This window comes from Psychrobacter sp. SZ93C1, assembly GCF_015864635.1.
Lineage (GTDB): Bacteria > Pseudomonadota > Gammaproteobacteria > Pseudomonadales > Moraxellaceae > Psychrobacter > Psychrobacter fozii.
The window spans coordinates 79,570-106,364 of the sequence record NZ_JADYWY010000008.1 but is presented as its reverse complement, the minus strand read 5'-3'; the positions used below and the strand labels follow the sequence as shown (position 1 = coordinate 106,364).

The 26,795-nt window shown below is 42.0% G+C and carries 26 protein-coding genes and 1 tRNA gene; 12 read left to right on the top strand and 15 right to left on the bottom strand.

The features are described 5' to 3' along the window. Positions 1 to 504 precede the first annotated feature (504 nt). The 10 genes from I6E83_RS11175 to I6E83_RS11130 all read right to left on the bottom strand — a co-directional run bounded on the left by I6E83_RS11175 (position 505) and on the right by I6E83_RS11130 (position 9,863). Positions 505 to 921, bottom strand: coding sequence for a F0F1 ATP synthase subunit epsilon (locus tag I6E83_RS11175; RefSeq protein WP_011514632.1), 417 nt, complete (start codon positions 919 to 921; stop codon positions 505 to 507). A 115-nt stretch (positions 922 to 1,036) separates the two neighbouring features. After that, positions 1,037 to 2,470, bottom strand: a complete 1,434-nt coding sequence (gene atpD / locus I6E83_RS11170; RefSeq protein WP_110923626.1) for a F0F1 ATP synthase subunit beta — start codon at positions 2,468 to 2,470, stop codon at positions 1,037 to 1,039. A gap of 38 nt (positions 2,471 to 2,508) precedes the next feature. Next, positions 2,509 to 3,390, bottom strand: a complete 882-nt coding sequence (gene atpG / locus I6E83_RS11165; protein WP_110923627.1) for a F0F1 ATP synthase subunit gamma — start codon at positions 3,388 to 3,390, stop codon at positions 2,509 to 2,511. A 227-nt stretch (positions 3,391 to 3,617) separates the two neighbouring features. Continuing rightward, positions 3,618 to 5,162, bottom strand: a complete 1,545-nt coding sequence (gene atpA, locus I6E83_RS11160; protein ID WP_110923628.1) for a F0F1 ATP synthase subunit alpha — start codon at positions 5,160 to 5,162, stop codon at positions 3,618 to 3,620. A gap of 93 nt (positions 5,163 to 5,255) precedes the next feature. Further along, positions 5,256 to 5,879 (bottom strand): F0F1 ATP synthase subunit delta, encoded by a 624-nt coding sequence (locus I6E83_RS11155; protein ID WP_110923629.1) that lies wholly within the window; start codon positions 5,877 to 5,879, stop codon positions 5,256 to 5,258. A gap of 13 nt (positions 5,880 to 5,892) precedes the next feature. Then, positions 5,893 to 6,363 (bottom strand): F0F1 ATP synthase subunit B, encoded by a 471-nt coding sequence (locus I6E83_RS11150; RefSeq protein WP_110923630.1) that lies wholly within the window; start codon positions 6,361 to 6,363, stop codon positions 5,893 to 5,895. Positions 6,364 to 6,480: 117 nt separating this feature from the next. Then, positions 6,481 to 6,729 (bottom strand): F0F1 ATP synthase subunit C, encoded by a 249-nt coding sequence (gene atpE, locus I6E83_RS11145; protein ID WP_010197960.1) that lies wholly within the window; start codon positions 6,727 to 6,729, stop codon positions 6,481 to 6,483. 33 nt (positions 6,730 to 6,762) lie between these two features. Then, complete coding sequence (gene atpB, locus I6E83_RS11140; protein WP_110923631.1) at positions 6,763 to 7,629, bottom strand: F0F1 ATP synthase subunit A; 867 nt, start codon at positions 7,627 to 7,629, stop codon at positions 6,763 to 6,765. Between the two features lie 685 nt (positions 7,630 to 8,314). Continuing rightward, positions 8,315 to 8,713 carry an ATP synthase subunit I gene (locus tag I6E83_RS11135; RefSeq protein ID WP_197101985.1) on the bottom strand — a complete coding sequence of 133 codons (399 nt, stop codon included), beginning with the start codon at positions 8,711 to 8,713 and terminating at the stop codon, positions 8,315 to 8,317. Between the two features lie 265 nt (positions 8,714 to 8,978). Then, entirely contained in the window at positions 8,979 to 9,863 is an 885-nt protein-coding gene (locus I6E83_RS11130) for a metal ABC transporter solute-binding protein, Zn/Mn family (RefSeq protein WP_197101983.1), read from the bottom strand. 168 nt (positions 9,864 to 10,031) lie between these two features. Here I6E83_RS11130 and I6E83_RS11125 point away from each other — a divergent pair, with 168 nt between their 5' ends. The 6 genes from I6E83_RS11125 to gluQRS all read left to right on the top strand — a co-directional run bounded on the left by I6E83_RS11125 (position 10,032) and on the right by gluQRS (position 15,813). After that, positions 10,032 to 10,595, top strand: a complete 564-nt coding sequence (locus tag I6E83_RS11125; RefSeq protein ID WP_197101981.1) for a transcriptional repressor — start codon at positions 10,032 to 10,034, stop codon at positions 10,593 to 10,595. Between the two features lie 162 nt (positions 10,596 to 10,757). After that, a complete protein-coding gene (locus I6E83_RS11120) occupies positions 10,758 to 11,522 on the top strand; it encodes a metal ABC transporter ATP-binding protein (RefSeq protein ID WP_197102097.1) in 765 nt (254 codons plus the stop codon). A gap of 78 nt (positions 11,523 to 11,600) precedes the next feature. After that, positions 11,601 to 12,419 (top strand): metal ABC transporter permease, encoded by an 819-nt coding sequence (locus tag I6E83_RS11115; protein ID WP_197101979.1) that lies wholly within the window; start codon positions 11,601 to 11,603, stop codon positions 12,417 to 12,419. A 285-nt stretch (positions 12,420 to 12,704) separates the two neighbouring features. Then, complete coding sequence (locus tag I6E83_RS11110; protein WP_197101977.1) at positions 12,705 to 13,553, top strand: metallophosphoesterase; 849 nt, start codon at positions 12,705 to 12,707, stop codon at positions 13,551 to 13,553. Positions 13,554 to 14,041: 488 nt separating this feature from the next. Then, positions 14,042 to 14,479, top strand: coding sequence for an RNA polymerase-binding protein DksA (dksA, locus tag I6E83_RS11105; protein ID WP_110923638.1), 438 nt, complete (start codon positions 14,042 to 14,044; stop codon positions 14,477 to 14,479). Between the two features lie 407 nt (positions 14,480 to 14,886). Beyond that, a complete protein-coding gene (gluQRS, locus tag I6E83_RS11100) occupies positions 14,887 to 15,813 on the top strand; it encodes a tRNA glutamyl-Q(34) synthetase GluQRS (protein WP_197101975.1) in 927 nt (308 codons plus the stop codon). Between the two features lie 136 nt (positions 15,814 to 15,949). Here the strand turns inward: gluQRS and ftsW are convergent, their stop codons facing one another. Further along, complete coding sequence (ftsW, locus tag I6E83_RS11095; RefSeq protein ID WP_197101973.1) at positions 15,950 to 17,146, bottom strand: putative lipid II flippase FtsW; 1,197 nt, start codon at positions 17,144 to 17,146, stop codon at positions 15,950 to 15,952. On the opposite strand from ftsW, the gene I6E83_RS11090 reads away from it, so the two are divergent. Further along, complete coding sequence (locus tag I6E83_RS11090) at positions 17,031 to 17,273, top strand: hypothetical protein (protein ID WP_197102101.1); 243 nt, start codon at positions 17,031 to 17,033, stop codon at positions 17,271 to 17,273. The genes ftsW and I6E83_RS11090 overlap by 116 nt on opposite strands. Before the next feature lie 145 nt (positions 17,274 to 17,418). On the opposite strand, the gene murD is transcribed toward I6E83_RS11090, so the two are convergent. Then, positions 17,419 to 18,834, bottom strand: coding sequence for a UDP-N-acetylmuramoyl-L-alanine--D-glutamate ligase (gene murD / locus I6E83_RS11085; protein WP_197101971.1), 1,416 nt, complete (start codon positions 18,832 to 18,834; stop codon positions 17,419 to 17,421). Between the two features lie 660 nt (positions 18,835 to 19,494). Here murD and I6E83_RS11080 point away from each other — a divergent pair. From I6E83_RS11080 to I6E83_RS11065, 4 genes are all read left to right on the top strand, one after another. After that, positions 19,495 to 20,994 carry a SulP family inorganic anion transporter gene (locus I6E83_RS11080; RefSeq protein ID WP_197101969.1) on the top strand — a complete coding sequence of 500 codons (1,500 nt, stop codon included), beginning with the start codon at positions 19,495 to 19,497 and terminating at the stop codon, positions 20,992 to 20,994. A 171-nt stretch (positions 20,995 to 21,165) separates the two neighbouring features. Next, entirely contained in the window at positions 21,166 to 22,020 is an 855-nt protein-coding gene (locus I6E83_RS11075) for a universal stress protein (RefSeq protein WP_197101967.1), read from the top strand. A gap of 480 nt (positions 22,021 to 22,500) precedes the next feature. Then, positions 22,501 to 22,839, top strand: coding sequence for a P-II family nitrogen regulator (locus I6E83_RS11070; protein WP_010197981.1), 339 nt, complete (start codon positions 22,501 to 22,503; stop codon positions 22,837 to 22,839). Positions 22,840 to 22,917: 78 nt separating this feature from the next. Then, a complete protein-coding gene (locus tag I6E83_RS11065; protein WP_110923645.1) occupies positions 22,918 to 24,180 on the top strand; it encodes an ammonium transporter in 1,263 nt (420 codons plus the stop codon). A 485-nt stretch (positions 24,181 to 24,665) separates the two neighbouring features. Here I6E83_RS11065 and I6E83_RS11060 read toward each other — a convergent pair whose 3' ends face one another. The 3 genes from I6E83_RS11060 to I6E83_RS11050 form a co-directional block, all read right to left on the bottom strand. After that, the gene (locus tag I6E83_RS11060) at positions 24,666 to 25,049 is read right to left on the bottom strand and encodes a DUF2147 domain-containing protein (protein ID WP_110923646.1); all 384 of its coding nucleotides are present in this window, start codon (positions 25,047 to 25,049) and stop codon (positions 24,666 to 24,668) included. Positions 25,050 to 25,309: 260 nt separating this feature from the next. After that, positions 25,310 to 25,573, bottom strand: a complete 264-nt coding sequence (locus I6E83_RS11055; protein ID WP_197101965.1) for a hypothetical protein — start codon at positions 25,571 to 25,573, stop codon at positions 25,310 to 25,312. Positions 25,574 to 25,659: 86 nt separating this feature from the next. Further along, on the bottom strand, positions 25,660 to 26,481 hold the full coding sequence (locus tag I6E83_RS11050) for a DNA/RNA non-specific endonuclease (protein WP_227680926.1): 822 nt from the start codon (positions 26,479 to 26,481) through the stop codon (positions 25,660 to 25,662). Positions 26,482 to 26,685: 204 nt separating this feature from the next. Here I6E83_RS11050 and I6E83_RS11045 point away from each other — a divergent pair. Next, positions 26,686 to 26,776: transfer RNA gene (locus tag I6E83_RS11045), tRNA-Ser, on the top strand. Positions 26,777 to 26,795 lie beyond the last annotated feature (19 nt).

Sequence of the window (26,795 nt, the reverse complement as noted above, 5' to 3'; positions counted from 1 at the left end):
GTAAAAGTAAGAGCGGTAAATTAATAGCACCATCACGTGGCACAATTGATGTTCGTATAGCTGTTACAAACTTGGTAGCACAGTATACTATTAAATATACGGCTTCCTATACTATAGCTTATAGTCGTTAACAAAACCTATAAACTACACCTATTAAAACGTTAGTTTACGTCCAAAAAATACGTGATTTACGCAAATAACAGCAGACAAGTTGGTTTTATCACTCTTTGAATGTCTAAATATTGGTAAGTAAACTAACCAAATTAGCTTTTCAAGGAACTTCTAATCGCTTTACTCTCACTCAAAACTTACTCTCTATGACATATAATATAGCGACATATTGTTGTTGTCGCCAGTGACTTTTTAGAAATTGTCTAATATTCTTTGATTCACATATATTTAGTATGGTCACTCTAAAAACAGGCATAAAAAAACAGCCCATAATGGACTGTTTTTTTATCATTGAAAGACTAAGAACAAAGCCTAGCCTTTCAAACAAAAATTTTAAGCACGGTTTTTGTACTTACGGATAGTCTGTAGCTGTGCCACAGACTCTGCTAATGATGCTAAAGCTGCATTAGTCTGTACAGTGTCCGATTGATTGACAAGCATTTGCTCAGCCTTTTTACGTGCTTCAACAATTTTGCTTTCATCAAGGTTATGTGCACGCATGGCTGTATCAGCCAATACGGTAACCATCTTCGGCTGTACTTCTAATACACCGCCTGATACATAGATCACTTCTTCTTCACCGTCTGGTGTTTGCACTCGCATCGCACCCGGTTTTAACAAAGTAATAAGCGGTGTGTGACCTGGCAATACACCAATCTCGCCTTCGGTACCCGTAGCTATTAACATGCTAATTTCGCCTGAATACAACTCTTCACGAGCACTTACGACGCGACATTGTAACGTTGCCATACTTAACTCCTTACTATCAAAACGCGATCAAAAAACAGTAAAAACTGCGATGCGTTACTGATGAGTAGATAAACGTATTATAGCCTATCTACTCGTTAGCCAATGCTTAAGCAACTTACGCTGCAGAAGATTTCATTTTTTCTGCTTTGGCAACAACTTCATCGATGCCACCAGCCATATAGAATGCCTGCTCTGGCAAGTCATCGTATTCACCAGCGATGATTGCTTTAAAGCTAGCAATGGTATCGCGTAGTGGTACATATTTACCAGGTGCACCAGTAAAGATTTCAGCAACGTGGAATGGCTGTGATAAGAAGCGCTGAATCTTACGAGCGCGATAAACAACCAGTTTATCTTCTTCTGATAACTCATCCATACCCAAAATTGCGATGATATCTTTAAGCTCTTTATAGCGCTGTAGGATTTCCTGTACGCCACGAGCAACATTGTAATGCTCTTCGCCGATCACTTGTGGATCTAGCTGACGTGACGTTGAATCCAATGGATCAACCGCAGGATAGATACCTTGTGAAGCGATATCACGGCTTAGTACAACTGTTGCATCCAAGTGAGCAAACGTCGTAGCAGGTGATGGATCGGTCAAATCATCCGCAGGTACGTAAACAGCTTGAACTGAAGTAATAGAGCCTGACTGAGTTGAGGTGATACGCTCTTGAAGCATACCCATCTCTTCAGCTAGTGTTGGCTGATAACCAACTGCTGATGGCATACGGCCTAGTAGTGCTGATACTTCAGTACCAGCTAGTGTATAGCGGTAGATGTTATCAACAAACAGCAATACGTCACGACCTTTGCCAGTAGCAGGATCTTTGGTATCACGGAAGTACTCAGCCATGGTCAAACCAGACAGCGCAACACGTAAACGGTTACCCGGTGGCTCATTCATCTGGCCATATACCATTGCTACTTTAGATTTGCTAAAGTCTTCAGTGTTTACAACGCCAGCTTCTTGCATTTCGTGATAGAAATCATTACCTTCACGAGTACGTTCACCAACACCAGCAAATACTGACAAGCCTTCGTGCTTAAGTGCGATGTTGTTGATCAATTCCATCATGTTGACGGTTTTACCAACACCAGCACCGCCAAACAGACCAACTTTACCACCTTTTGCAAACGGGCAAAGTAAATCAATAACCTTGATGCCTGTTTCTAACAGTTCAGTGCTGTTTGACTGCTCTGCATAGCTTGGGGCTTCACGATGGATAGACCATTTTTCATCAGCAGCAACAGGACCTTCTTCATCGATAGGACGACCAAGAACATCCATGATGCGACCTAGTGTACCAATACCCACAGGTACAGAAATAGGTGCGCCAGTGTTAGTAACTGGTAGGTTACGCTTTAGGCCTTCAGTTGAACCCATTGCGATAGTACGTACGATGCCATCACCTAGCTGTTGCTGTACTTCTAGGGTGGTTTCGGTACCGTCTACTTGCAAGGCATCAAAAATTTTAGGAACTTCGTTACGGTTGAACTCAACGTCAAGAACCGCGCCAATAATCTGTACAATACGACCGCTACTCATTGCGTTCTCCTTGAACTTCTATATATAGGTGTAGTCAATTATGAAACAGCAGCAGCACCGCCAACGATTTCCGAGATTTCTCGAGTAATCGCCGCTTGACGCAGCTTGTTATAAACCAACTGTAAATCGTTAATAAGGTCACCAGCATTATCTGTAGCCGCTTTCATCGCAACCATACGTGACGACTGCTCAGAGGCAATGTTTTCCATTACCGCTTGATACACAATCGACTCAATATAACGGCCAAGCAATTCATCAATCAAAGTCTTGATGTCAGGCTCGTAGATATAATCCCAGCTAAGCTCAGTCTGCATGCCGCTGTCTTCATCAATAAGCGATCCCTCTGGAAGAGGTACTAACTGACTGACTGTCGGCTTTTGAGTCATGGCATTGATAAACTGGTTATATACCACATAGATACGGTCTAAATTACCGTTACTATAGTCCTCAAGCATCGCCTGAACAGGTGCATTCAATTGCTCAAACGTTGGCTTATCACCATAATCGGTCACGGCCGAGGTAACTTTACCACCAAAGTTTTTGAAAAAACTCACACCTTTAGCGCCAATAGCTGCAAACTCAGTCTGTACAGACTGGTCTTGGTATTGCTGGATACTTTTAGTTAAAGCTTTAAATAGGTTGACGTTCAAACCACCCGCTAGACCACGGTCAGAGGTAATGACAATATAGCCAACCTTATTGACTGGGCGCGATACCATATACGGATGTTTGTAGTCTGATGAAGCGTGCACCAAATGTGAGATAACCCGGCGCATACTATCAGCATACGGGCGACCCACTTCCATGCGCTCTTGTGCACGGCGCATTTTACTTGCTGCAACCATTTGCATTGCGCGAGTAATTTTTTGGGTGCTTTTAATACTGGTGACTTTGGCACGTATCTCTTTTAAGCTTGCCATAATGATTCCAATATAAGAGGGTTAAAAAGCATTGGCGCAAGCGACAATCATTTAATATACAACATTAATCTGACAGAGTAATATTTTATATCTTGTGCATTACGCGTTCTAATACCGTCAATGGTTAAAACAGTGGCGCTCTATCTTGGCAAAAATATGATCAGACAACGCGCCACTTTATCAGCTATCAAAGATAGCCATAACCAAATTCGGCTTAACCCGTTAAATTAATAACTGTGATTTTGTTTAAATGTCTCTAGAGCTGACTTTAAACGACCTGCGATATCATCGTTGTAGTTCGCAGTGTCATCAATCTCACGCATCAATTCACTCTGCTCATCATGCATATAGCGTAAGTAAGCTTCTTCGAAAGAACCAATTTTTTCAACAGGCACGTCAGATAAAAATCCTTCATTCGAAGCATAAATAACTGCTGCTTGCTCAGAGATAGACATTGGCTGATACTGCTTCTGCTTCATAAGTTCAGTCACACGCTCACCATGATCAAGCTGTTCGCGAGTTGCGTCATCAAGATCTGAGGCAAACTGAGCAAATGCGGCCAGTTCACGATACTGAGCTAGTGCGGTACGGATACCACCAGACAGTTTCTTAATGATCTTAGTCTGTGCAGCACCACCAACACGAGATACCGAAATACCAGCGTTGACTGCTGGACGGAGACCTGATGCGAATAAACTAGACTCTAGGAAGATCTGACCATCAGTAATTGAGATTACGTTAGTCGGTACGAATGCAGAAACGTCACCAGCTTGGGTCTCAATGATTGGCAATGCAGTTAAAGAACCTGTTTTACCAACAACTTCACCATTAGTGAACTTTTCTACATAAGCAGCATTTACACGTGATGCACGCTCAAGTAAACGTGAGTGTAAATAGAATACGTCACCAGGATATGCTTCACGGCCTGGCGGACGACGTAGCAATAGTGAAATCTGACGATAAGCAACAGCTTGCTTTGATAAGTCATCAAAGACAATCAGAGCATCTTCGCCGCGGTCACGGAAATATTCGCCCATCGTACAACCTGAGTACGGTGCGATATACTGTAGTGCTGCTGGCTCTGATGCTGATGCAACCACAACCGTGGTATATTCTAATGCACCAGTTTGCTCAAGCTTACGTACCACGTTGGCGATGGTCGAACGTTTCTGACCGATAGCTACGTACACACACTTAATGCCAGATGATTTCTGTGCAATAATCGCATCGATAGCCATTGCGGTTTTACCCGTCTGACGGTCACCAATGATAAGCTCACGCTGACCACGACCAATTGGGATCATAGTATCAACGGCTTTATAACCAGTCATTACTGGCTGATCTACTGATTGACGGTCGATAACGCCTGGGGCGATCTTTTCGACTTTGTCAGTCATCTTGGCATCGATAGGACCTTTGCCATCGATAGGATTACCCAAAGCATCAACAACACGGCCTAGCAGCTCAGGACCTACGGGTACTTCAAGAATGCGACCAGTACAATAGGCTTTTTGACCTTCTTGTAACTTTAGGAAGTCACCTAGTACTACCGCACCAACAGAATCACGCTCTAAGTTAAGCGCCATTCCATAGACTTCACCTTCAAACTCAATCATTTCGCCGTACATGGCATCTTCAAGACCATGAATCTGCACGATACCGTCAGATACTTTGACAATCGTGCCTTCATTCTTTGCAGTTGCACCCGCATCAAGGTCTTGAATACGCTGCTTAATCAGGTTACTGATTTCCGCTGGATTCAATTGTTGCATTGCCTTGTTTCCTTTAATTTATGATAACCCGCCCACTGACTTAAATGCTCTTACTATCACGCAGATATTAAATGACTGCGTTGATGAATGGCATTAGGCAGTTAGCTGTGTTTTTAACTGTTGTAACTTGCCGCGCATCGAATCATCAATGATTTTGTCACCGACTTTGATCGTAGCACCTGCCAATAGACTTGGATCAACTGATTCGTGAATCACCACACTAGCGTTTAGCGAGGCAGCGAGACGTGTTTGAATCATTTGACGTTGGTCATCCGTTAATGGATAAGCAGAAGTCACATATGCGTCAAGCTGCTTTAAGCTTACTGCCTTGTGATGACGATAATGCTCATAAACTTCAGGAAGCAGCGCCAGACGCTCTTGTTCTGCCAGCTGCTTAATAAAATTATTGAGCGCTGGTGATACTTTAGGATAGCTAATACTATTACCGTAGCGAGAACCTTTGTTCTCACCTAATAGCTGTTTAAAAGCAGAGTCGTTATCACCAGCCACTTGTGAGTCATAAAGATCAACCAAAGCAGCTGACTTATGCTCAGCCGTAACGGCTGGATTTTCTAGCCAAGTACGGAACGCTTTGTCATTGACAATTGCACCAGCGATAAACAAGAAATTTTCCCACTCGTCTACGGCCCCGTTTTCATTGGCATAGTCAAACGCGGCTCTAGCGTAGGGTCGTGCTAAGGTTGATAAGTCAGCCATTATATCCTCACAGTTACAGCTTCGCCGCCAGTTGGTCTAGCATACTGGCATGTTTTTGCACATCGACTTTGTCTTGCAAAATCTTTTCTGCACCAAGTACAGCCAGTTCAGCAACTTGGGCACGTAATGAGTCACGCGCCTGATTGATTTCTTGGTCGATAGACGCTTGCGCTTGTTGACGAATGCGCTCGCCTTCCACTTGGGCCTGCGTTTTTGCATCTTCGACAAGCTGGTTGGCACTCTTGTTCGCTTGCTCGATTAGAGCAGCAGCTTTAGTCTTTGCAAGAGTAAGCTCCTGCTGGACATCTTGCTCCGCGGTCGCCAGATCTGCTTTTGCTTTTTCTGCGGCATTCAGGCCTTCAGCAATTTTACGCTGACGCTCATTGATGGCACCAATAAGTGGTGGCCACACGAATTTCATGCAGAACATCACAAAGATTGCAAAAGCAATGGCTTGACCGATGAGGGTAGAATTGATATTCACGTGATCACCTCTTTGTTAATGAAAAATCAGTTTCATTGATCATATTTGATAGCCAAACTTTGGCTATGGTTAAGATACAAACTTTGACTACCAAACATTTACAACTGAGCTTTCTGATTAACCTGCTAGAGGGTTAGCGAATAACAATAGCATAGCAATACCAACACCGATCATCGGAATAGCATCAAGAAGACCTGCTACGATGAACATACGAGTTTGTAGCTGTGAGCCTAGTTCTGGCTGACGTGCTACGCCTTCTAGGAATTTACCACCTAGAATAGCAAAACCAATACCTGTGCCAAGTGCGCCAAGACCGATAAGTAGCGCTACTGCGATAACTGTGTAACCACCTAATACTGGATCCATTGATGTATCCTCATTTACCTATTGAATGTCTAATTAATGTTCAGTTGATGATGCGAGCGACATATAAACTATCGTCAGCATCATAAATACGAACGCTTGAAGTGTAATAACTAAGATGTGGAAGATAGCCCACGGTACCGATAACGCCCATTGAATCCAAAACGGCATTAGAGCAATCAGTATGAAAATCAATTCCCCAGCATACATGTTGCCGAATAGACGCAAACCAAGTGATACAGGTTTGGCTATTAGAGTAACTGCTTCTAGGATGAAGTTGATGGGAATCAAAATCGCTTGTACGATTGGGTTTTTGGCGCCAAACGGATGTAGTGTTAATTCACCGATAAAGCCGCCCAAACCTTTTTCTTTAATGCTATAAAAGATAATCAGTGCAAAGACAGAGAACGACATGCCAAGCGTGATGTTAGGATCAGTCGTTGGAACAATCTTAAAGAAAACATGATGTGGATCATGGCCCATTGCGGCACCAATTTGTCCCGCAATACCTGGAACGAAGTCAACAGGTATTAGATCCATCAAGTTCATCAAAAAGATCCAAACAAAGATGGTCAACGCCAATGGTGCAATCAGTTTTGATGTACCACTGTATGAATCACGAACGTTGTTATCAACAAACTCAACGATCAATTCAACTGCTGCCTGCATTTTACCTGGCACGCCTGAAGTGACTTTTTTGGCAACCATCCAAAAGATGGTACAAAATAGAATGCCCAGACCAATTGACCATAGCATAGAGTCAAGATGGATAGCTTTAAAGCCCATTAGCCCTGCTTCTTCAGCAGTATAGGCAACTTTCCAACCTTCGCCCGGCAGATAGCCGTACGTCCAATTCGTTAAGTGGTGAGAGATATATTCTGATGATGTTTGCTCGGATGCCATAATGTAAGCTTCTTATTAATCAACGATTTAATCAACTACCAAAAATATGGTTGTCATCTGATGAGGTTTAGTGTTTTATTTGATGTGCTTATAAGCAAGCAAATAATTCATGCTAACGCGCTCATGTAATCAATAACATCCAACCCATAGTTCTATTACTAGTGCGCAACTCAATAGCTACAAATGAAATTTAGCTATCAAAAAAGGGCTTATGATGAATCAGTAATAGCCCTTGCATGTGTACGAAAAATTATTATATATGTGCTCGCCTACTGTCGTGTTCCACGACTGGCGCCTTATACAAGGTTTGTAAGCAAAATATTTAGCTGCCTATATTAATGCAGCGTTGTATTCGTGTAAAGTCAATTGTTACTTTTTTATCCGTTGTATGAATAAGTTAGCAACGCTTAACGTTTACCAATATAGCTTTACGGCTGTAATTTAATTGTAATAATTTAATTACAAATGATAACGATAGCGAAACTTGCCCTACCCTATCACCGCATTCTTAAATGCTACATTCATTTAGAACACTTATACCACAGTTTTTATAGTCACTAGCGCTGTCATAAGACAGGTTTTTATGTTTTGACTTTTTAAAACTAGTCATAGAGAAGCTGGACGGCAGGGTGGCTTGCATAGCGTTATTAATCACAAAACCATATAAATAGTTATATGATCAACCCTAGCGTATATGCCACAACATCCAACTGTGACTAATTTGCATTACCATAAAACCGATAAACAGCGCAGGCGCAGATAGGGGTTGTACGGTAATAAAAATTAGTGCGAAACCTAACACGGCTAATAGCCATTTGGCCATCTGCCCTCGATATAGCTGGCTAACAATATGTTGGCGTGCGCGATATCCAGTATGCCAAAAGATAAAAAAAGCAAATACGGCTTGAGTAGTAAAACTTAGCAACGCACCAATTGCGGCGCTTTTCGTTACAATAAGCTCACTATCTAACCAAGTAGCATCTAGAATCCAAACAACAATAATCAGGATAAACAATATCCATGCTTGGCGTTTGATATAGATACCAATCTTATCTTTCTGCGTGCGTTTGGCAGGCTTGGTCATCGGTATTCCTATAGCCTTACAATATTGGGATAATCTAGTATCCTTTTGACACTTTTATCCGTGAATCGTTCACTCTACAGGTAATGCCTTTCAACCAAAATTAAACGCCACTTATTATAAGGAGCATGTGAGTTTTAAGCAAGCATAATATGAAATTTGTCAACTATTTAGCGTGAAAACACGCTTCAAACTAGGCCAAACTTCATTTCAAAGCACTTAGTTTGAGGCATAGTAACATTTATTTGAAGAATACTTCGATTTATTCCTACTTACCATCCACACAATTGTTAATTTGCTGTGCCATATTCGTCCACCCTTTTACAAAGTCTTGACTGTCGCTCATGTCTTCGATTTGTACAGAAGTACTAATTGGCTGTAATTTAGCAAGCAGTCCTTTAGAAACGACGCCTTGGTTAACCATGCACATTTGCTTAACAGGACGGTTCTCATTTAACCAACGCAATTGACTGGCTTTTGGAGAAATATGGTGGTCTGGACTTAAGCTACCTGCTAGCTCGATATGCGCAGCTTTTTCAATATATTGATAGGCATCATGATAAGCCCAATAAGGACGGTTTTTCTGTGAAGCTTGTTGTATAGTGGCAACTGCTGTATCCATACGAGCCGCGAATTTTTTAACATTGGCTTGATAAGTGCTTGCGTACTCTGGGTTAGCACGGCTATGTATCACGGCCAATGCACGAGTAATGGCTTTGGCATTTTCAGGATCTAGCCAGATATGAGGATCAAGCGTACCTGCAATCGGCATGCCTTTCACATCACGAAGTGGATAGCGGTTGAAGGCCTTAAAGTCAAACATAGCAATGGCATTAGGGGCTGTCTCTAAACTGCCAGTCAGGCTGTTTTCTAATGAAGGTCCAAACCAAACGACGAACTTACTGTCCTTAATCGCTTTAATATCGCTTGGACTGACACTTCCATGATGCCCTACATCACCTGGTTGTAGAATTCTATTGGCGGATGGTGTTCCTTCAGTCACCGCTTCACTGAGTAAAAACATCGGATAGTTGCTCACACTAACGGTTGCTGCTTGAGCGTTTAGCGTTAAAAATCCTAGTAGTGCTCCGGAAACTAGCAGACGTTTTATCTTGATGATTGGACGTAGTAACTGATTGAAAGCTGAGTTCATAGTAGGTGTCTTTGGTATATGAGTGATGGTATTGAGATATCATGTTTAATGAAGAGTGACGATACAGTAGATAACATAAGACAGCTTATCTTCTTTTCGTTTTATTATGTTATACTATAACAATAAAAAAAATAATAAAACAGCCATTTATTTTTAGGAGTCTGCACCATGTCTATCCACTCATCAGATTGTGAACATCTACATGATGCGCAAGACTTTACGCCGCATGATGTTGTCGAGCGCTTAACCGAAGCAAAAGAGCGATGCCGTTTAAATGGATCGCGCTTTACATCTTTACGTCAGCAAATATATCAGTTGGTATTAGAAGCCAATAAGCCCATCGGTGCCTATGACCTAATCACTCTATTACAGAATATGCGCCTGTCAGATTCTCAGAGCAGTGATGATAATAAAGAGGCTGACTCAAAAAAGTCCTCGTCAAAAAAACAAACCAACAAAAACGTCGCCCCACCAACGGTCTATCGCAGCTTGGAGTTTTTATTGAGCGAAGGTTTAATTCATCAATTAACGTCTATCAATGCTTATGTTCCTTGCTGTCACCCAAGAGCGCAGCATACGGCGGCTTTTTTAATCTGTGGTCAGTGCCAGCGGGTACAAGAATGCAGCAGCTTGCCAGTACGAGAGATGATGAGCTTTGCTGAGCAAGATGTTGGGTTTGTTGTGGAGAATAGTGTTATTGAACTTAGTGGTCGATGCCAAGCTTGCCAATAATCTATCAGTCTTGTTTTCACTATTTTTAGTACTTTTTTATTGGTTTTTAATAGCAATATTCTGATTATTCCTATCTTTTACTTATCCATTCGTTGTCATATTATGAGCCCATCTACTTCAATATCTAATCAGCCGCTCTCCTCTACTGCTGATAACCGTCCTATGAAAGATACCAACCAGCTGCTGAGCTTAAGCAATATCAGCTACCATGTTGGACAGCAACGTATCCTTTCAAATATCGATATTGACATTGCGGTCAATGAGACGGTAAGTCTGGTGGGACCTAACGGTGCTGGCAAATCAACGTTGGTTAAACTTATTTTAGGTTTGATCGATCCAACTAAGGGCAATATCACAGCGCATCAGCCACTAGAACTTGGCTATGTGCCGCAGCGATTTACCGTACCGCCTATATTGCCCTTGCGAGTCAGTGACCTACTGGGTCAAGCAAATAAAAAGCGTTTAACCGACGAGCAGCGCCAGTTCATATTTGATAATTTAGCATTGACGCATTTGCTGTCACGGCAGATGCTGCATTTGTCAGGTGGCGAAACACAGCGCGTTTTATTAGCCCGAGCCTTACTGGATAAACCCAATTTATTGATTTTGGATGAACCCATGCAAGGGCTTGACCCTGATACTGAGGTTTGGCTCTATCAGTTCATTGACAAGCTACCAGATTTCTTACATTGTGCCATGTTAGTGATATCGCATGATTTGCATTGGGTAATGAGAGGTAGTCGACGTGTTATTTGCCTCAATAAACATATCTGCTGCGAGGGACAACCAAGCGAGCTGGCCATTAGCACCGAATTTAAAAAGCTATTTGGTCATTATTATGAGCAACCTTATGTGCATCAGCCACATGCTTGCCAGCATCACGCACCAAACGAGCTCGAACCACAATCATCAAAACCAAATATATGATGGCTGTATCTAGCCAGATATTTTTGATATTTACTGATACTGTCTCATGCCTTTATAAAAATTTTACGGATATTCATTATGACCACTTGGTTAGCCATTATTGCTCCTGCTTGGATTGCTGGCAGTATTTTAGCACTACTATCAGCACCATTAGGGTGTTTGGTATTGTGGCGCCGTATGGCCTTTTTTGCTGATGCTCTGGCACATGGCACTTTACTTGGTGTGGCCTTAGCTGCTTGGTGGCAACTGCCGATGGGCATTGGTGTTTTGTTAGTCAGCATTGCGGTAGTGTTAGGACTGGTATTAATTGATGATGAACGCCTACCAACGGATGCCGTATTGGCAGTGGTGGCTGTCTCATTATTATGTTTAGGATTATTGACCTTAACCCAGCTGACAGATCAGCAAGCCAATGTATTAGGCTTTTTATTTGGTAATTTATTGGAGCTAGATTGGGCTGATTTACCTCTACTTGCAGGTAGCGTTCTAGTGGGTTTGGGCTTACTACGCTATATATGGCCAGCGCAAATTAAGCTTGCGACTCACGAAGCATTGGCACGTATTCAAGGTATCAACCCGACACGCCAACGATTATTTTTTATGGGGATATTGGCAGGCTTCTGTGCTGTTGCGCTACAGGCAGTCGGTAGCTTACTAATTAGTGGATTGTTGGTATTGCCAGCACTAACCGCACGCTTATGGGTTACATCACCAAAACAAATGGTCATTATATCTTTAGTTATCGCTCAGTTAGGTGTTACTTTAGGCGTCTGGGGCAGCATTTGGCTAGATATTCAGACTGGACTATCTATTGTATTGATATTGGCCATTTTGTTTTTTTTGGCACTGATTTTATCAAAGGTGATAACCTCAAAATTTTGGGTGGCGCGCCATTAGCAGACTATAAAACACCGCATAAAAGAGATCTCGCTTAATTATTCAACTTTATTTGATTAATATTGCTAGAGCTTTGTTTTACTTTATGTTATAAACTTGCCTCGACACTATTGGTATCATTAATAATAGAAAGCTGCCTATAATAGCTATTGAAAATATAGTGTGGTAACTGCGATTAAATATCATATATGATGAAAAAAGTAGTGAAAACAGATAATAGAGACTCGTTTACTTATGGTCATGTTGACAGCGTCAATTGCTCTGTTTTAATAAGGGACTGACCCAATGCCAAGCAATACTATCAGTAGCATCAGTACGCTAGATGAGCAAGTTAATATCTTACAAGTCACCGATTTACACTTATTGACACCTAGCGCTTTTATTACAGATAACGATAATATTGACAGCGATGAAGCTGCCATTTATCAGCATAGCTTTGAGAAGGTGCTTCAACAAGCATTGAATGAAGATATTCGCTGTGATCTCATTCTCGTGACAGGTGACTTGGTCAATAAAATCATACCTACGATTTATGACCATATCTTTAAGGTATTACAAGCGACCAACATTCCTTTTGCTTGTATTGCTGGTAATCATGACGTCACTGATGAAGTTGGCTGCCATTTGCCGTTTTTGCAGCGCACATTGGTTGCTCAGCCTGCTGACCCTCGTTTATTGAGCCAACATATTATTGAAACTCAGCATTGGCAGTTACTGCTGCTAGATTCCTCCATTAGTGGTGAGGTAGCAGGCAAAATAACGTCTGCCGACATGAACTGGCTATGTGAAAGACTCAGTGCTTGTAACAAGCCTACGCTAATCGCCCTACACCATCATGTTATACCGGTAGACTCTGCCTGGATTGATGCTCACATGGTAGGAAATAGCGAAGATTTTTGGCAGCATATGCTAGCTTTTGAGCATCTAAAAGTAATCATTAGTGGACATATTCACCAAGACCAAGTTCGCTATCGTCAAGGCGTTTCTGTCTATACAACACCCTCAACCTGCTATCAGTTCATGCCTAACGAAGATGACTTTGCTTACGATGAAGACGCTCGACCTGGTTACCGTTGGTTGCAATTAGCCAACAATGGAACGGTTGCAAGCTGGGTTGAAAGACTGGATACTTGATGGCCATAATTACTGGCATAAAAATAGTTTTAACCCTTATATATTAAGCAGTTAGCTAACATTAACCACCTTAATATGAAGTGAATATCGAAGTAAAATAGCCACCAGTATAAAAAATCACTTCATTATTATTAGAAACAATGATACAACTTATAAAATGAAGACTGCCTAACACCTACCATTAGGTACAATCATAATGGCTAGGATGGCTAAGTCGACCATAATTGAGGTTTTAACCGTCAGTGGTTTGCAGTATTTTTTAAACAAGACTATTTAAATAAAGATAAGCGTAACCATATATTTGACCATCGCTATGTTGATGTCAGCATAGCGAGATAGCCATATCATTAGATCAGCTGTGTTACTTGTGTTACCAAGTGGTAAAACGTTTTATAAATGGAAAGCATTATAGCGTTCGTAAAATTAATAACGTCTTATCTATTGATACGTCGTTTTATTGAATTAATTTGAAAAAGTAGGATACCCATATGAGCACCGTGACCACGAATCCGAGTGAAGTGAAGTTTACTCCTTATGTGCCAGCCAAAGACGAAGAATATATGTCTGATGCTCAGTTAGAGCATTTTAAAGCGATTTTATTGGACTGGAAAAACCAACTGATTGGCGAAGCAGATCGTACCAAGACTTATATCCAGGATGAGTCAAGCGCCATGCCAGATATCAATGATCGCGCGACTCAAGAAGAAGAGTTTGCACTAGCTTTGCGTACGCGTGACCGTGAACGCAAACTCATTCGCAAAATCGATAAATCTATGTCAGAAATCGAGAATGATGACTATGGTTTTTGTGAGACTTGTGGTGTAGAGATTGGTTTGCGTCGCCTTGAAGCACGCCCAACAGCGACTCAGTGTATCGACTGTAAAACGCTATCTGAAATCAAAGAACGTCAGAACCAAGGCGCTTAGATAAGATAGCTTCAATCAAGCATAAGAAGAGTATATTTCAGTACGAGCGACCATATTATTGGTCGCTCGTTGCGTTTTAGGCTATCGTTTCTATGTTGAATAACCTTTAATCAATCTATCACTATAGCCCCTACCGATAACAGCCCTTAACGATAAGCATTAAAAAACCAATTTTATTTTTTAGAAGTCATGTAGTCGGTTCAATATAATTTGGATACAAGGAAGCCGAGTGAAAGTACTACAAATTGTAGGCTGAGCGAGGCTGACACCGTATCCAATTTATAGAGGATTGACTATACTCCTAACAAATTATCTCATTTAATAAATATCTTTTTGGACCCAACTTTATTATTCTATCTGAATAACGCTATCATCGATAACCACCTATTTAAAAAATCAAGACTCCTATGCCTACTCCTTCTCAGCCTATCGGCCGTTTCGCACCTTCACCCACTGGTGAATTACACCTTGGCTCTTTAACGACAGCACTTGCCAGCTTCTGTCATATCAAATCACTGGGCGGTCAATGGTTACTGCGCATTGAAGATACCGATACTGAACGCTGCGATCAGCAGTTCACTGAGCAAATTTTGATTGATTTAGAAGCGCTTGGTCTACACTGGGATGGCGATGTCATTTACCAATCTGAGCGTATTGACATCTATAATGATTACTTAAACTCTGCCTTGCATTCACTCACTTACGGCTGCCAATGCTCACGTAAAGGCTTAGAGCAGTATTGGGCCAAAGAAGAACAGAGCCAAATTCATAATGAAAACCAACCAAATAGAAAGCGTTACCCACGCTGCTGTGTCGCCGCTGACCTTGATAGACAGCAGCATAAACTACGCATCCAGCTACCAGACTATAGGATTGGCTTCAATGATGGTATTCAAGGAATGCAATGGGATAACCCGCAACAAACCTTAGGTGATATGGTGGCTCGTCGCCAAGATGGCATGATCAATTATATTTTGGCTGCGAGTCTCGATGATGGCTTACAACAAGTTACCCACATCATGCGTGGCTTGGATATATTACCCATGACCACAGCCCAAATTAGCATCATGAATGCTGCTCACTTACCCGCTATCGACCACTGGTATCACTTGCCGTTGATATGCAATCCTGATGGACAAAAACTTTCTAAACAAAACCTTGCACAACCCATTGATACACGCAATCCAAGTCAATTAATCGCTCATGCACTAAAATTATTACAACAACCCGTCGTTGATAGAGATACTCCTGAAAACATGCTCAAGCAAGCCATTGCGCAATGGGATAACACGCCTTTGCAGAACCAACAACAATTAAACCTGCCTAACTTATAAGAAGTGATACTCAAACAAGAGGCAACAAAAAGCGCCACTCATTAGCGACGCTTTTTTAAAGGAAACCAGACACTATTTACTAAGTACCATGTTATTGAGCAGCATGTTATTAAACATTATGCATAATCATAAAATGCTAATAATAACGACACTGGCTTTTTTCGATCTCAGGGCTTTCTTTATAAATTTTCAGCAATAGCGCAACCATCACTAGGCTAATCAACATAGATGAGCCACCATAACTGAAGAATGGCATGGTCAAACCTTTGGTCGGAATTGCGCCCATATTCATCGCTGCATTAATAATCGTCTGTGCGATAAACACCACGCCAATACCAAAGGCCGTATAACTCATACGCATCTGTCGACGTTTTAACGCATTATAACTGATACGCATCGCACTACCGATAATCAGTGCTTCGAGCACCAACACCATGGTAACCCCAACAAAACCCAACTCTTCACCCGTAATTGCTAGTAAAAAATCCGTGTGTGCCTCTGGCAAATGCGATAATTTTTGTACGCTCTCACCATAGCCAACACCCGTAAACTGCCCACGACCAAAGGCGATCAAACTGCGTGCTAACTGGTAATCGGTGTCTTGCACATCATCGAACGGATCCATGAACGACATCACACGTACCAATCGATATTGCGCTGTCGTAACCATCAATACTGCGCCGCCAACGGCAGCCGCAGCCAATGCTAAGAAGTGCTTATAAGGCGCACCAGCGATATAAAAAATCGCAAAGATGGTCCCTAAAATCACGACAAAAGATCCAAAATCTGGCTGCGATAATAACAGCATGGTTATCAATGCCACTACCAACATAATTCGCAAAAAGCCATCCAAGCCATTACGAACTTCGAAAGACCGGCGCACTACAAAGTCAGACACAAAAACAATCATGACCAGCTTGGCAAGCTCTGCTACCTGAAAGTTAAAAACCCCCAAGTTCAACCAGCGCTTAGAGCCATTAATAGGCGTACTAAACAAGGTTGCTACTAATAGCACACCCGTAATACCGAGTAGCATAAATTGGGTTTCGGTCTTATATAGTGTTCGTAAGGACACGCTATAATAAGGAATAGACGCGATAACCAGACCAATCGTCATATACAGCAGTTGGTTGTTAAAAAAGTACAGCTCTGTCATACCGCGACTGAGCGCAAAAGGAATAGAAGCAGAAGCAACCATTAGTAAACTGAGCACCAGCATGCAGCCGACGCTCGATATCAAAACAGCACGTGCTGACGGCATAGAAAGAATGCCATCAGAGCCAGCGGCTTGTTTTGATTGGGACGAGGAACGAAAAAAAGAAGGGAGCGCCATAATTTTATATACACTAACGAACGAAAAACACGGCGTCTATGAAACGCCACCGTTTAAAAAATATGAAGAAGATAACACCAAACAGATCACTTGTCTGATTATGATTGACAGTAGCAGCAATCTATAAGCAAAACAATCATTTATACAGAAAATGCTTTCTGAGAATAAACACCAACTAAATAACGTTTTATTATTCTATGTTACTGCTTATTCTCAGAACAATTAGTTACCAAGCCAGTTAGGTATCAAGCCAATTAGCCTTTATGCTAATTTCATTGCACGCATTCTAGCTGACTAACCAACTGACTAAAGTGCTCACCACGAGCAGCGTAGCCACTATACTGATCAAAGCTGGCACAGGCAGGAGACAGTAGCACTGCTTGTACTTGCGATAGGCTGCTTGATGTCACCTGTTGGATCGTAGCAAAAGCTTTCTCTAGCGTTTGGCACTGATGTAGTGCCACATCAGCACTAATCTTCGCCGCACGCAGATGTTGCTCAATCAGCTGAGCGTCTTCACCGACAAACAGCACTTGGCTGACGTATTGATTAATGAACGGCGTCAGCTCGCCAAATGCTTGGCCTTTACCCTGTCCACCCAAAATCAATAATAGCTTGCCGTCTTTTGGCGCATAGACCGCACCTAGCCCTTCGATTGCGGCCATGGTTGAGCCAATATTAGTACCTTTGGAATCATTAAAATAATCAATATCTGCAGCATGGGCGACATATTCACAGCGATGCTCAAGTCCAGTGAAGTGCTGTAACGTATCTAGCATACTATCAAGTGGTAAACCGGCAAGCTCGCCTAAGGCTAAGGCTGCCTGTGCATTGAGCAAATTATGACGACCTTTAATCAACAGTTTGTCTGCCGACAGTAGCAATTCTGTACCACGAGCAAGATAAATCTGACCTTCAGGATCAATGATAAGACCATACTGGCCTTTATCAGGGGCATGAATACCTGTGCTCACTCTGGTTAAATTATCAGCGACTAACGGGCGCGTCAGTGCGTCTTCACGATTAATAACGATGGACTTAGCACCCTGAAAAATACGGTGCTTGGCTTGATGATAACCCAACATATCGCCATGACGGTCTAAATGGTCAGGTGACATATTGAGAACTGTCCCTACCTGCGCACCCAAATTGGTGACGGTCTCTAGCTGAAAACTGGATAATTCCAGTACAGCCAATGCCATTTCAGGATTATCAAGTAGCGTGAGCGCTGGCACACCAATATTGCCACCAACACCCACATTGATACCAGCATCTGCAGCCATTTGACCGACCAACGTGGTCACGGTACTTTTAGCATTAGAGCCTGTAATAGCCACGATCGGCACCGTACAAGCTTCACAGAATAGCTGAATATCACTGACCACTGGAATGTGAGCTTGGCGTGCAGCAGCAACGGCTTCGGTAGCCAAAGATATACCAGGGCTGATAATGATACGGGCTGCTTGCTGCAAGAGCTCGGCATCGATTGCACCGAACTGACGGATATCAACTTCAGCTGGTAATTGATCCGCTAATGTAGGTGCTTCTTGTGCATCAGTGACTGCTACCTGATAGCCTTGCTTGGCCAGATAGCGCACAACGGATAGACCAGATTGCCCCAAGCCAACCACGACTTGTAGACCACTGCCTTTATGAAGTAAGGCATCTGTTGCAGTGTTGGTGGTCATATATATTCCTTCTATTTTACGAGCAAAATGGCATCAAGCAGACCTAATCTATAAAGAGTCCAAATAATGCCTTTAAGATGAGAAGCATCATAACGGTATCGTTCAGATTTCGGTACTGGTTTTTTATGACTTTATGCTATTATGCGCCTGTTTTTATATTAAGTGGCTAGTGCTATAATAGTCGCCCTGAGCTATGAATGGTTGGGTATTCCCCCAAGCATTTTAGTTTAGCATGTTGCCACAGTTAACGCGCTATTCGCGTGTGATTGTCACTTATCTTTAACAGAGATTGGTGTTGCGGTCATGCTCTATCAAGCGACAATGTTTGTTTGACAGATTATTTACCACCCTCTACCGCACAAAGTCATTACTGACTCTATTCATTATTTTAGGTGCTATTTTACGCAACCTATTTTAAACAATATTTTTTAGGTAATCTCACTGAATTTATCATCGTATTAGTGATTGGTGAGCGTATTAGTGATACCAATCATAAATCAGTAGACATACTTATTATCGACCTTTAATAATTCAATGCCACCACATGATGCAATGCGTGTCGTGGTAAAAGAAAGATGGATAGCTACTTTTGTAGCGACGCGATCATTTTATTAATGAGTAATGATTACTTTTTTGCCTCTAACCCTACGCAGTTTACTTATGACATCTTTTATTGATAACTTACGTGACGAGTGGTTTTCCAACGTTCGCGGTGACGTCTTATCAGGTTTGGTCGTCGCACTGGCACTGATTCCTGAAGCTATTGCTTTTTCTATTATCGCGGGTGTTGACCCAAAAGTCGGCTTATATGCCTCATTTTGTATCGCTGTCGTGATTAGTTTCGTCGGTGGCCGTCCAGGTATGATTTCGGCGGCGACAGGTGCTATGGCACTAGTGATGGTCGACCTAGTCGCCGATCATGGTTTGCAATATTTACTGGCTGCTACCTTATTATGTGGTGGTATTCAGGTTGTGATGGGCTTACTAAAGCTTGGCAATTTGATGCGCTTTGTCTCTCGCTCAGTGGTCATTGGCTTCGTCAATGCACTGGCTATATTGATATTTGCGGCTCAGATTCCTGAGCTTAATCCCATGACTGAACGTGTTGGCATGACGGTTTATATCATGACGGCAGCGGGCTTGGGGATTATTTACCTGTTTCCACTTATCCCTAAAATCGGTCGCATCATCCCTTCACCATTGATTTGTATCGTTGGCTTGACGGCTGTCGCGATGTATATGAATCTCGATATTCGTAACGTCGGTAGCATGGGTGATTTGCCAGATTCATTGCCAATGTTTTTATTGCCTGACATTCCATTGAATCTACAAACCCTACTGATTATTGCTCCTTACTCTATCGCGTTGGCCGTTGTTGGTTTATTAGAATCTATGATGACAGCGACTATCGTTGATGAATTGACTGATACGCCAAGTGATAAAAATAAAGAATGCCGTGGTCAAGGTATTGCCAACGTCGTGTCAGGGTTCTTTGGTGGCATGGCAGGCTGTGCGATGATTGGTCAGTCAATGATTAACGTCAAATCTGGCGGACGCACACGTCTGTCTACCTTGATGGCAGGTGTTGTCCTACTCATCATGGTTGTATTCTTAAGTGAATGGGTCAGCCAAATTCCAATGGCAGCGTTGGTCGCTGTGATGATTATGGTCTCTATTGGGACGTTTAATTGGCAGTCGATTCGCGAGTTTAAAACGCATCCAATGTCATTTAACATTGTCATGCTAGCGACTGTTTTGACGACGGTATTTACGCATAACTTAGCGTATGGTGTGGGCGTGGGCGTTCTACTATCTGCCCTAGCATTTGCCAATAAGATTGGTCAATTTTTAACCATCTTTAGTGAGTATGATGATAGCAGCAACACCCGCTATTATTATGTGCAAGGACAAGTATTCTTTGCATCTACCACGCAATTCTTAGGTAGCTTTGATACCAAAGAAGCACTAGATAGCATTGAAATCGATGTTAGCCAAGCACACTTCTGGGATGTCAGTGCCGTAGATACCTTGGACAAGCTGGTCATGCGCTTGCAACGTGAAGGTATTGATGTCAAAGTGGTTGGACTCAACAATGCAAGTCGAACACTGATTGATCGCTTCTCTGTCCATGATCGCCGAGATATTGGCCTATTGGATTAAGCATAGTACGTCTGCATACTAAATGCTGGCGTTGCTTGATAGCGTCTAAATAGACAATTGAATAAATAGTTTAATACACAGCTGCAGTGGTTGAGAGAATTGGGTATCAGCATTATCATCCAATTCTTGAACCAAGCAGCTGTATTTTCATTAGAATGATGTGGTGGTCTTATGAGTAATTTAAAACCAGATAGCGTAATCGCCTGCTTAGACTGCCCTGATCATGTGCAAGCCGTATTAGAGGCAAGCATGTGGGCCTCAACTCGCCTACAAGCGCCTATCGGACTGTTGCACTCTGTACCGAGCTTACAACAAAAAGCGGCGGTGAATTATTCTGGCTGTTTAAACATCGATGATGAAAACATGCTGCTCGAGCAATTCACAACCAAAGAGCATTTGAGTAACTGTGAGCTAAAGTCACAAGGCAAGTTACTGCTACATCAAGCCACAACCTATTGTGAGCAACAGCGCAAAAAGCTGAAGACATATACCTTGCATCGGCACGAAAACCTTAATGAGAGTATCGATTATGTCGACGATAAAGCGCAACTCATTATTATAGGCCATAATGTTACCTGCAAAGCAACCTTGAGCCAGCTGGTTAGAGTTAGCCACTGCCCCATTTTGGTGACTCATGCACCATTTTTGCCCCCTACTACTGCGTTATTTGCATTCGATAATAGTCCAACGTCGCACAAATTGCTCAATTGGCTCTGCAAAACATCGCTTGTACGTGCATTAACTGTGCATATTGTCATGATCGGCAAAGAAAACTCAGAAAACTGTGATGCCCTACGTGAAGCTTATGCGCGTCTCAAACAAGCAGGTATTAAATCTAAAAAAGCGTTACTAGACTGCCGTGATGTCACAGCTGCTCTACATTATTATCAGAATGAAAATGATATCGGACTGCTAATGACAGGTGCCTTTGGTCAATCTCGCATCCGCACGTTGTTACAAGGTAGCGATACCAAAAAGCTCTTAGGCAGTACGAAAACACCTTATCTGCTATTCCCTAAAGCGTAGGCTCAAAATAGCCTGTAGCCCACTACATGACTATTATTATCTTGTTAGATGCAGAGCATGAGTACTAATACCAGGCTCTGCCACCTAGCTCTGCTATATATCAATACACTCTCTAATACTTTTCCCCATCTAACTCTCAATGCATTTCCACACATCAAATCAATTTAGCAAATCATCACATGAAATACATGGATAGCCTCCCCAAGCACCTAAAAAGTTGGTTATAATAAAGTTTTCGTTGATTCAACGCTAAAGGTTTATACAGGCCATTTATACCCATAATGACAGTGCTTACCGTGGTAGCATAGTCATTACTCTTTGCCCTGAACGTGAGTTTTTTGAGCACAAAGTTCCAATCTTACCTATCCCCCTTGAGTAAATTGGCACAGTTCTTGAATAACTTATGATAAGCAAGGCAGAGATACGATGTACCACAATGCCTCTATCAATCTGCAGCATCACACAAATAAGGAATATTTTATGAAGCTAATCACTGCGATCTTAAAACCGTTTAAGCTCGATGATGTACGTGAAGCGCTTTCTGACATCGGTGTTAAAGGTGTCACCGTTACTGAAGTTAAAGGTTTCGGTCGCCAAAAAGGTCATACCGAACTTTATCGTGGCGCAGAATACGTGGTGGACTTTTTACCTAAAGTAAAAGTTGAAGTGGCTGTTATCGATGAGATGGTCGAACCTGCTATCGAAGCAATCACTCGCATTGCGAGCACTGGCAAGATTGGAGACGGCAAAATCTTCGTCACCGCTCTTGAACAAGTCATTCGTATCCGTACAGGCGAGACGGGTCCTGACGCTATCTAAAGCATATGACCAACCTATAAACAAAAATTATAGACCACACCGATAAGCTGTATTGCATCAATTCAAGGGGGAATTAATATGCAAAATCAAATCTTCGAGCTCCAGTACGCACTTGATACGTTTTATTTTTTGATATGTGGGGCGCTAGTCATGTGGATGGCAGCGGGCTTCACTATGTTAGAAGCTGGCCTAGTTCGTTCAAAAAACACCGTTGAGATTTTAACCAAAAACATCGCACTTTTTGCGACCGCTTGTACGATGTACATGATTTGCGGTTACGCCATTATGTATGGCGGTGATTTGTTTTTGAGTGGTATCGCAGGTGGTGACACACTAGTAGAAGAGGCTTTGACAGCATCAGCTGAAAACGGCTTTGACGGTGACTCTGTCTACTCTGCCGCGTCTGACTTTTTCTTCCAAGTAGTATTTGTTGCAACCTGTATGTCTATCGTCTCAGGGGCTGTGGCTGAGCGCATGAAGCTTTGGTCATTCTTACTGTTTGCCGTGGTGATGACTGGTGTCATTTATCCACTAGAAGGCAGCTGGACATGGGGCGGCAATGATGTATTTGGCATGTTCAACTTAGGTGATATGGGCTTCTCTGATTTTGCAGGTTCTGGTATCGTTCATATGGCGGGTGCTGCGGCTGCATTGGCAGGTGTACTACTGTTAGGTGCGCGTAAAGGTAAGTATGGCCCTAATGGCGAAATACGTGCCATTCCAGGTGCTAATCTACCACTAGCAGCACTGGGTACACTCATATTATGGATGGGTTGGTTCGGTTTCAACGGTGGTTCAGTACTAAAGCTTGGCGATATCGCCAGTGCCAACTCAGTTGCCATGGTCTTTTTAAATACTAATGCTGCGGCAGCAGGCGGTGCAATTGGTGCTTTAATAATAGCACGCATCATCTTTGGCAAAGCTGACTTAACAATGCTCTTAAATGGTGCACTTGCAGGGCTAGTCGCTATCACGGCAGAACCCTCTACTCCATCTGCATTACAAGCCACACTATTTGGTTTAATCGCTGGCGTTATCGTTGTGCTATCTATCTTAGCATTAGATAAAATAAAAATAGATGATCCAGTCGGCGCTATTTCAGTTCATGGCGTAGTCGGTCTATTCGGTCTACTTATTGTACCAATTACCAATCCAGCGGCATCATTCGTCGGTCAGATTGCTGGTGCAGCTACCATCTTTGTTTGGGTATTTGTTGCTAGCTTAATCGCTTGGGCAATTATCAAGGCAGTTATTGGCCTACGTCTCTCTGAAGAAGATGAGTATGAAGGTGCAGATATAGCAGAATGTGGTATGGAAGCTTATCCAGAGTTCGTGAGATAAATACTTTGAAACCATACTAAAATATAAGCACTAAAAATCCCGCGATACCTTTTGGTAAAGCGGGATTTTTTTGATCAAAATTAGGGTGTGTCCTCATTTCAAAAATGATGGTAAAAATGAGATAAGTTGCAGTCAAACAAGGAAAATAGTGCAGGTAATATCGAGATATTAGTTAACTATTTGACGCTGTTTGGCAAGATTTAGCCATTTTTAACCCATTTAGATTACCATCGATTGAATTGAGGACATGCCCTAGTATTGTTTTGGCAATTATCAAAGTAGTTATTAGCCTACGTCTCTCTGAAGAAGATGAGTATGAAGGTGCAGATATAGCAGAATGTGGTATGGAAGCTTATCCAGATTTTGTAAGATAAATACTTTGAAACCATACTAAACTATAGGCATTAAAAATCCCGCGATGCCTTTCGGTAATGCGGGATTTTTTTGATCAAAATTAATATTGATAAAAGAACAACTATATTAGGTTATTTCTTTTTCCATGTTTGACTGCGTGAGAATGGGCCAATATAGCCTTTTAGGTTCAGGGTACTGCCATTTAAGCTAGCTGTCATACGATAATCTTTACCTTTCTCAGGATCCGTAATCGTACCACCACTATATTTACCACCACCATCAGCTTTTAGACCTTTAATGACTTTCATACCAACGTGCTTTTTACCTGTTGCTGAGTTGGTAGCGATAAGTGTCCCTGTTAGCACACCATTTGACTCAGTAATTTTCACTGTGCCTTTTGGTTTACCTTCATCAAAGGTCTGCCAAGTTGTATTGGCGAGTGGATCAGCGGCAAACGCCATAGTGGCTAGACTGATACCTGCAACTGCTAAAGCGGTTTTTGTAAATAATTTCATAAATTGACTCCCTTCATACAATGATTACTCGAAACATTATGTTTCTGATATTCCATGCTTATCCGTTGCTAGAATATTTTATTACAAGCTTGACGATCTCATACTAATTGGAAAGCCGATTACTACCATTGCTTATCAGCCTCTTCAAAGCTTTGAGTGATATAAGCAATGTCTTAATTCATTATAAGCAATTTTTGGACTTTGCCTAGTAGTTTTTTTACACTTTATTATTTCTGTAAAAACAAAACTATATCAAAGAGTTATAGAAAAGGATTATCTATAACTTTGCCCAATTGGTCATCATTTTCTTTTGACTTACTGTCATTCTTGCTATAAGTATCATTAACTTCGAAAGCTTGTATGATTTTAGCGGTCAGTGCATGTAGCTGCTGGGCTTGCTCATATCCAGATGCATCTAAAGTCAGGTCAAGATCACCATAAATGATAATTTTGTCTTCTTGATTTTCAATTACAAGCTCACCTATCTGCATACTTTGATGATTATTAGCAAAGGGTTCAATCATTTGGTCATCCATCCTATTAATAGCATCTTACATTATTTCTTAGTATCACTCGCTTTCGGTCATTGTCTACATTCACATATAGACCTCTATGCTTGTAGCTGACCCAACAGCCACTCAATAATCGCCCAAACAAATAGCATCCAAGTAGGCTCTTCTGTTGGCTCATCAGCAGGTAAATCAGAGCTTTCACCCGCTTTCAGTGGCAAATCGAATGCTTGTTTTTTGGTCTGAGAGTCCAGCATGGGTAAGACATCGATACCGATTTCGCTAGCCAACTCATCAATACTGATAATTTCTATACGCTCCGACTCATCATTTGGTGCGTAGTAAACCCCTGCTTGATTGGTCGCTGGGATATAGACAGCTTTGAAGAAATGACTGGGTACAAGCACACGATCAGCGAGCTGCTTGGTTTTTTTATTCGTAAATGAAACCCCTGTAATCGTATAGACTTCACCATACTGCTGCGTCAGATATCGAGTCGCTGATTCAATATTACGCCAAATATAACGATTATTACGAGGTGACTGTGGGGCAATATTGGCCAAACTGAAGCTGTCATATTGTTGGCTGCGATTGGCCATATCAGCATTGGGTGCTAAATGTCCACGATCATAGCCAGACTTTGAGTAGTCAGATAATGAAGCGCGTGCGGATTCTGGCAATTTGCTTTCTTCATGAAAACTGTCTTCACGATCAATCTCTTTGGCTTGCTGTAAGCGCTTGCGATCTAGATGCTCTGCCGACCACAGTGGTGTGCGTGATACACCTGAATACATAACGGCAAAGCCGTCCATGCATAACTCTTGTGTCTTATTGCTTAGTTTATCATTAGTAAATTCAGGGTAGACCCCACCATAAAAAGACTCACTACACTGAGTAAAATCATCAGCATTTGCTGAAGTCATGCTTATGGCAACCGTCGCAACGGTCATTATTATGCTATTTTTGAGAGTATATTTGAGCCTACCAAAACTTATCATTCAACTTTCAACCATCTATGCTTGTTATTACGGATACGCTATCCTAGCAGGCGTCTGCAAATAAAGAAAGATAAGGTGTAAGTGGTGACATTTTAAATGGTATCCGCTATACTGAGCCAGTCAAAAAACGGTGAAGTGGGTGAGTGGCTGAAACCGCACGCCTGGAAAGTGTGTATGCGTTAATAGCGTATCGAGGGTTCGAATCCCTCCTTCACCGCCAATCTTATATATCTACTCCA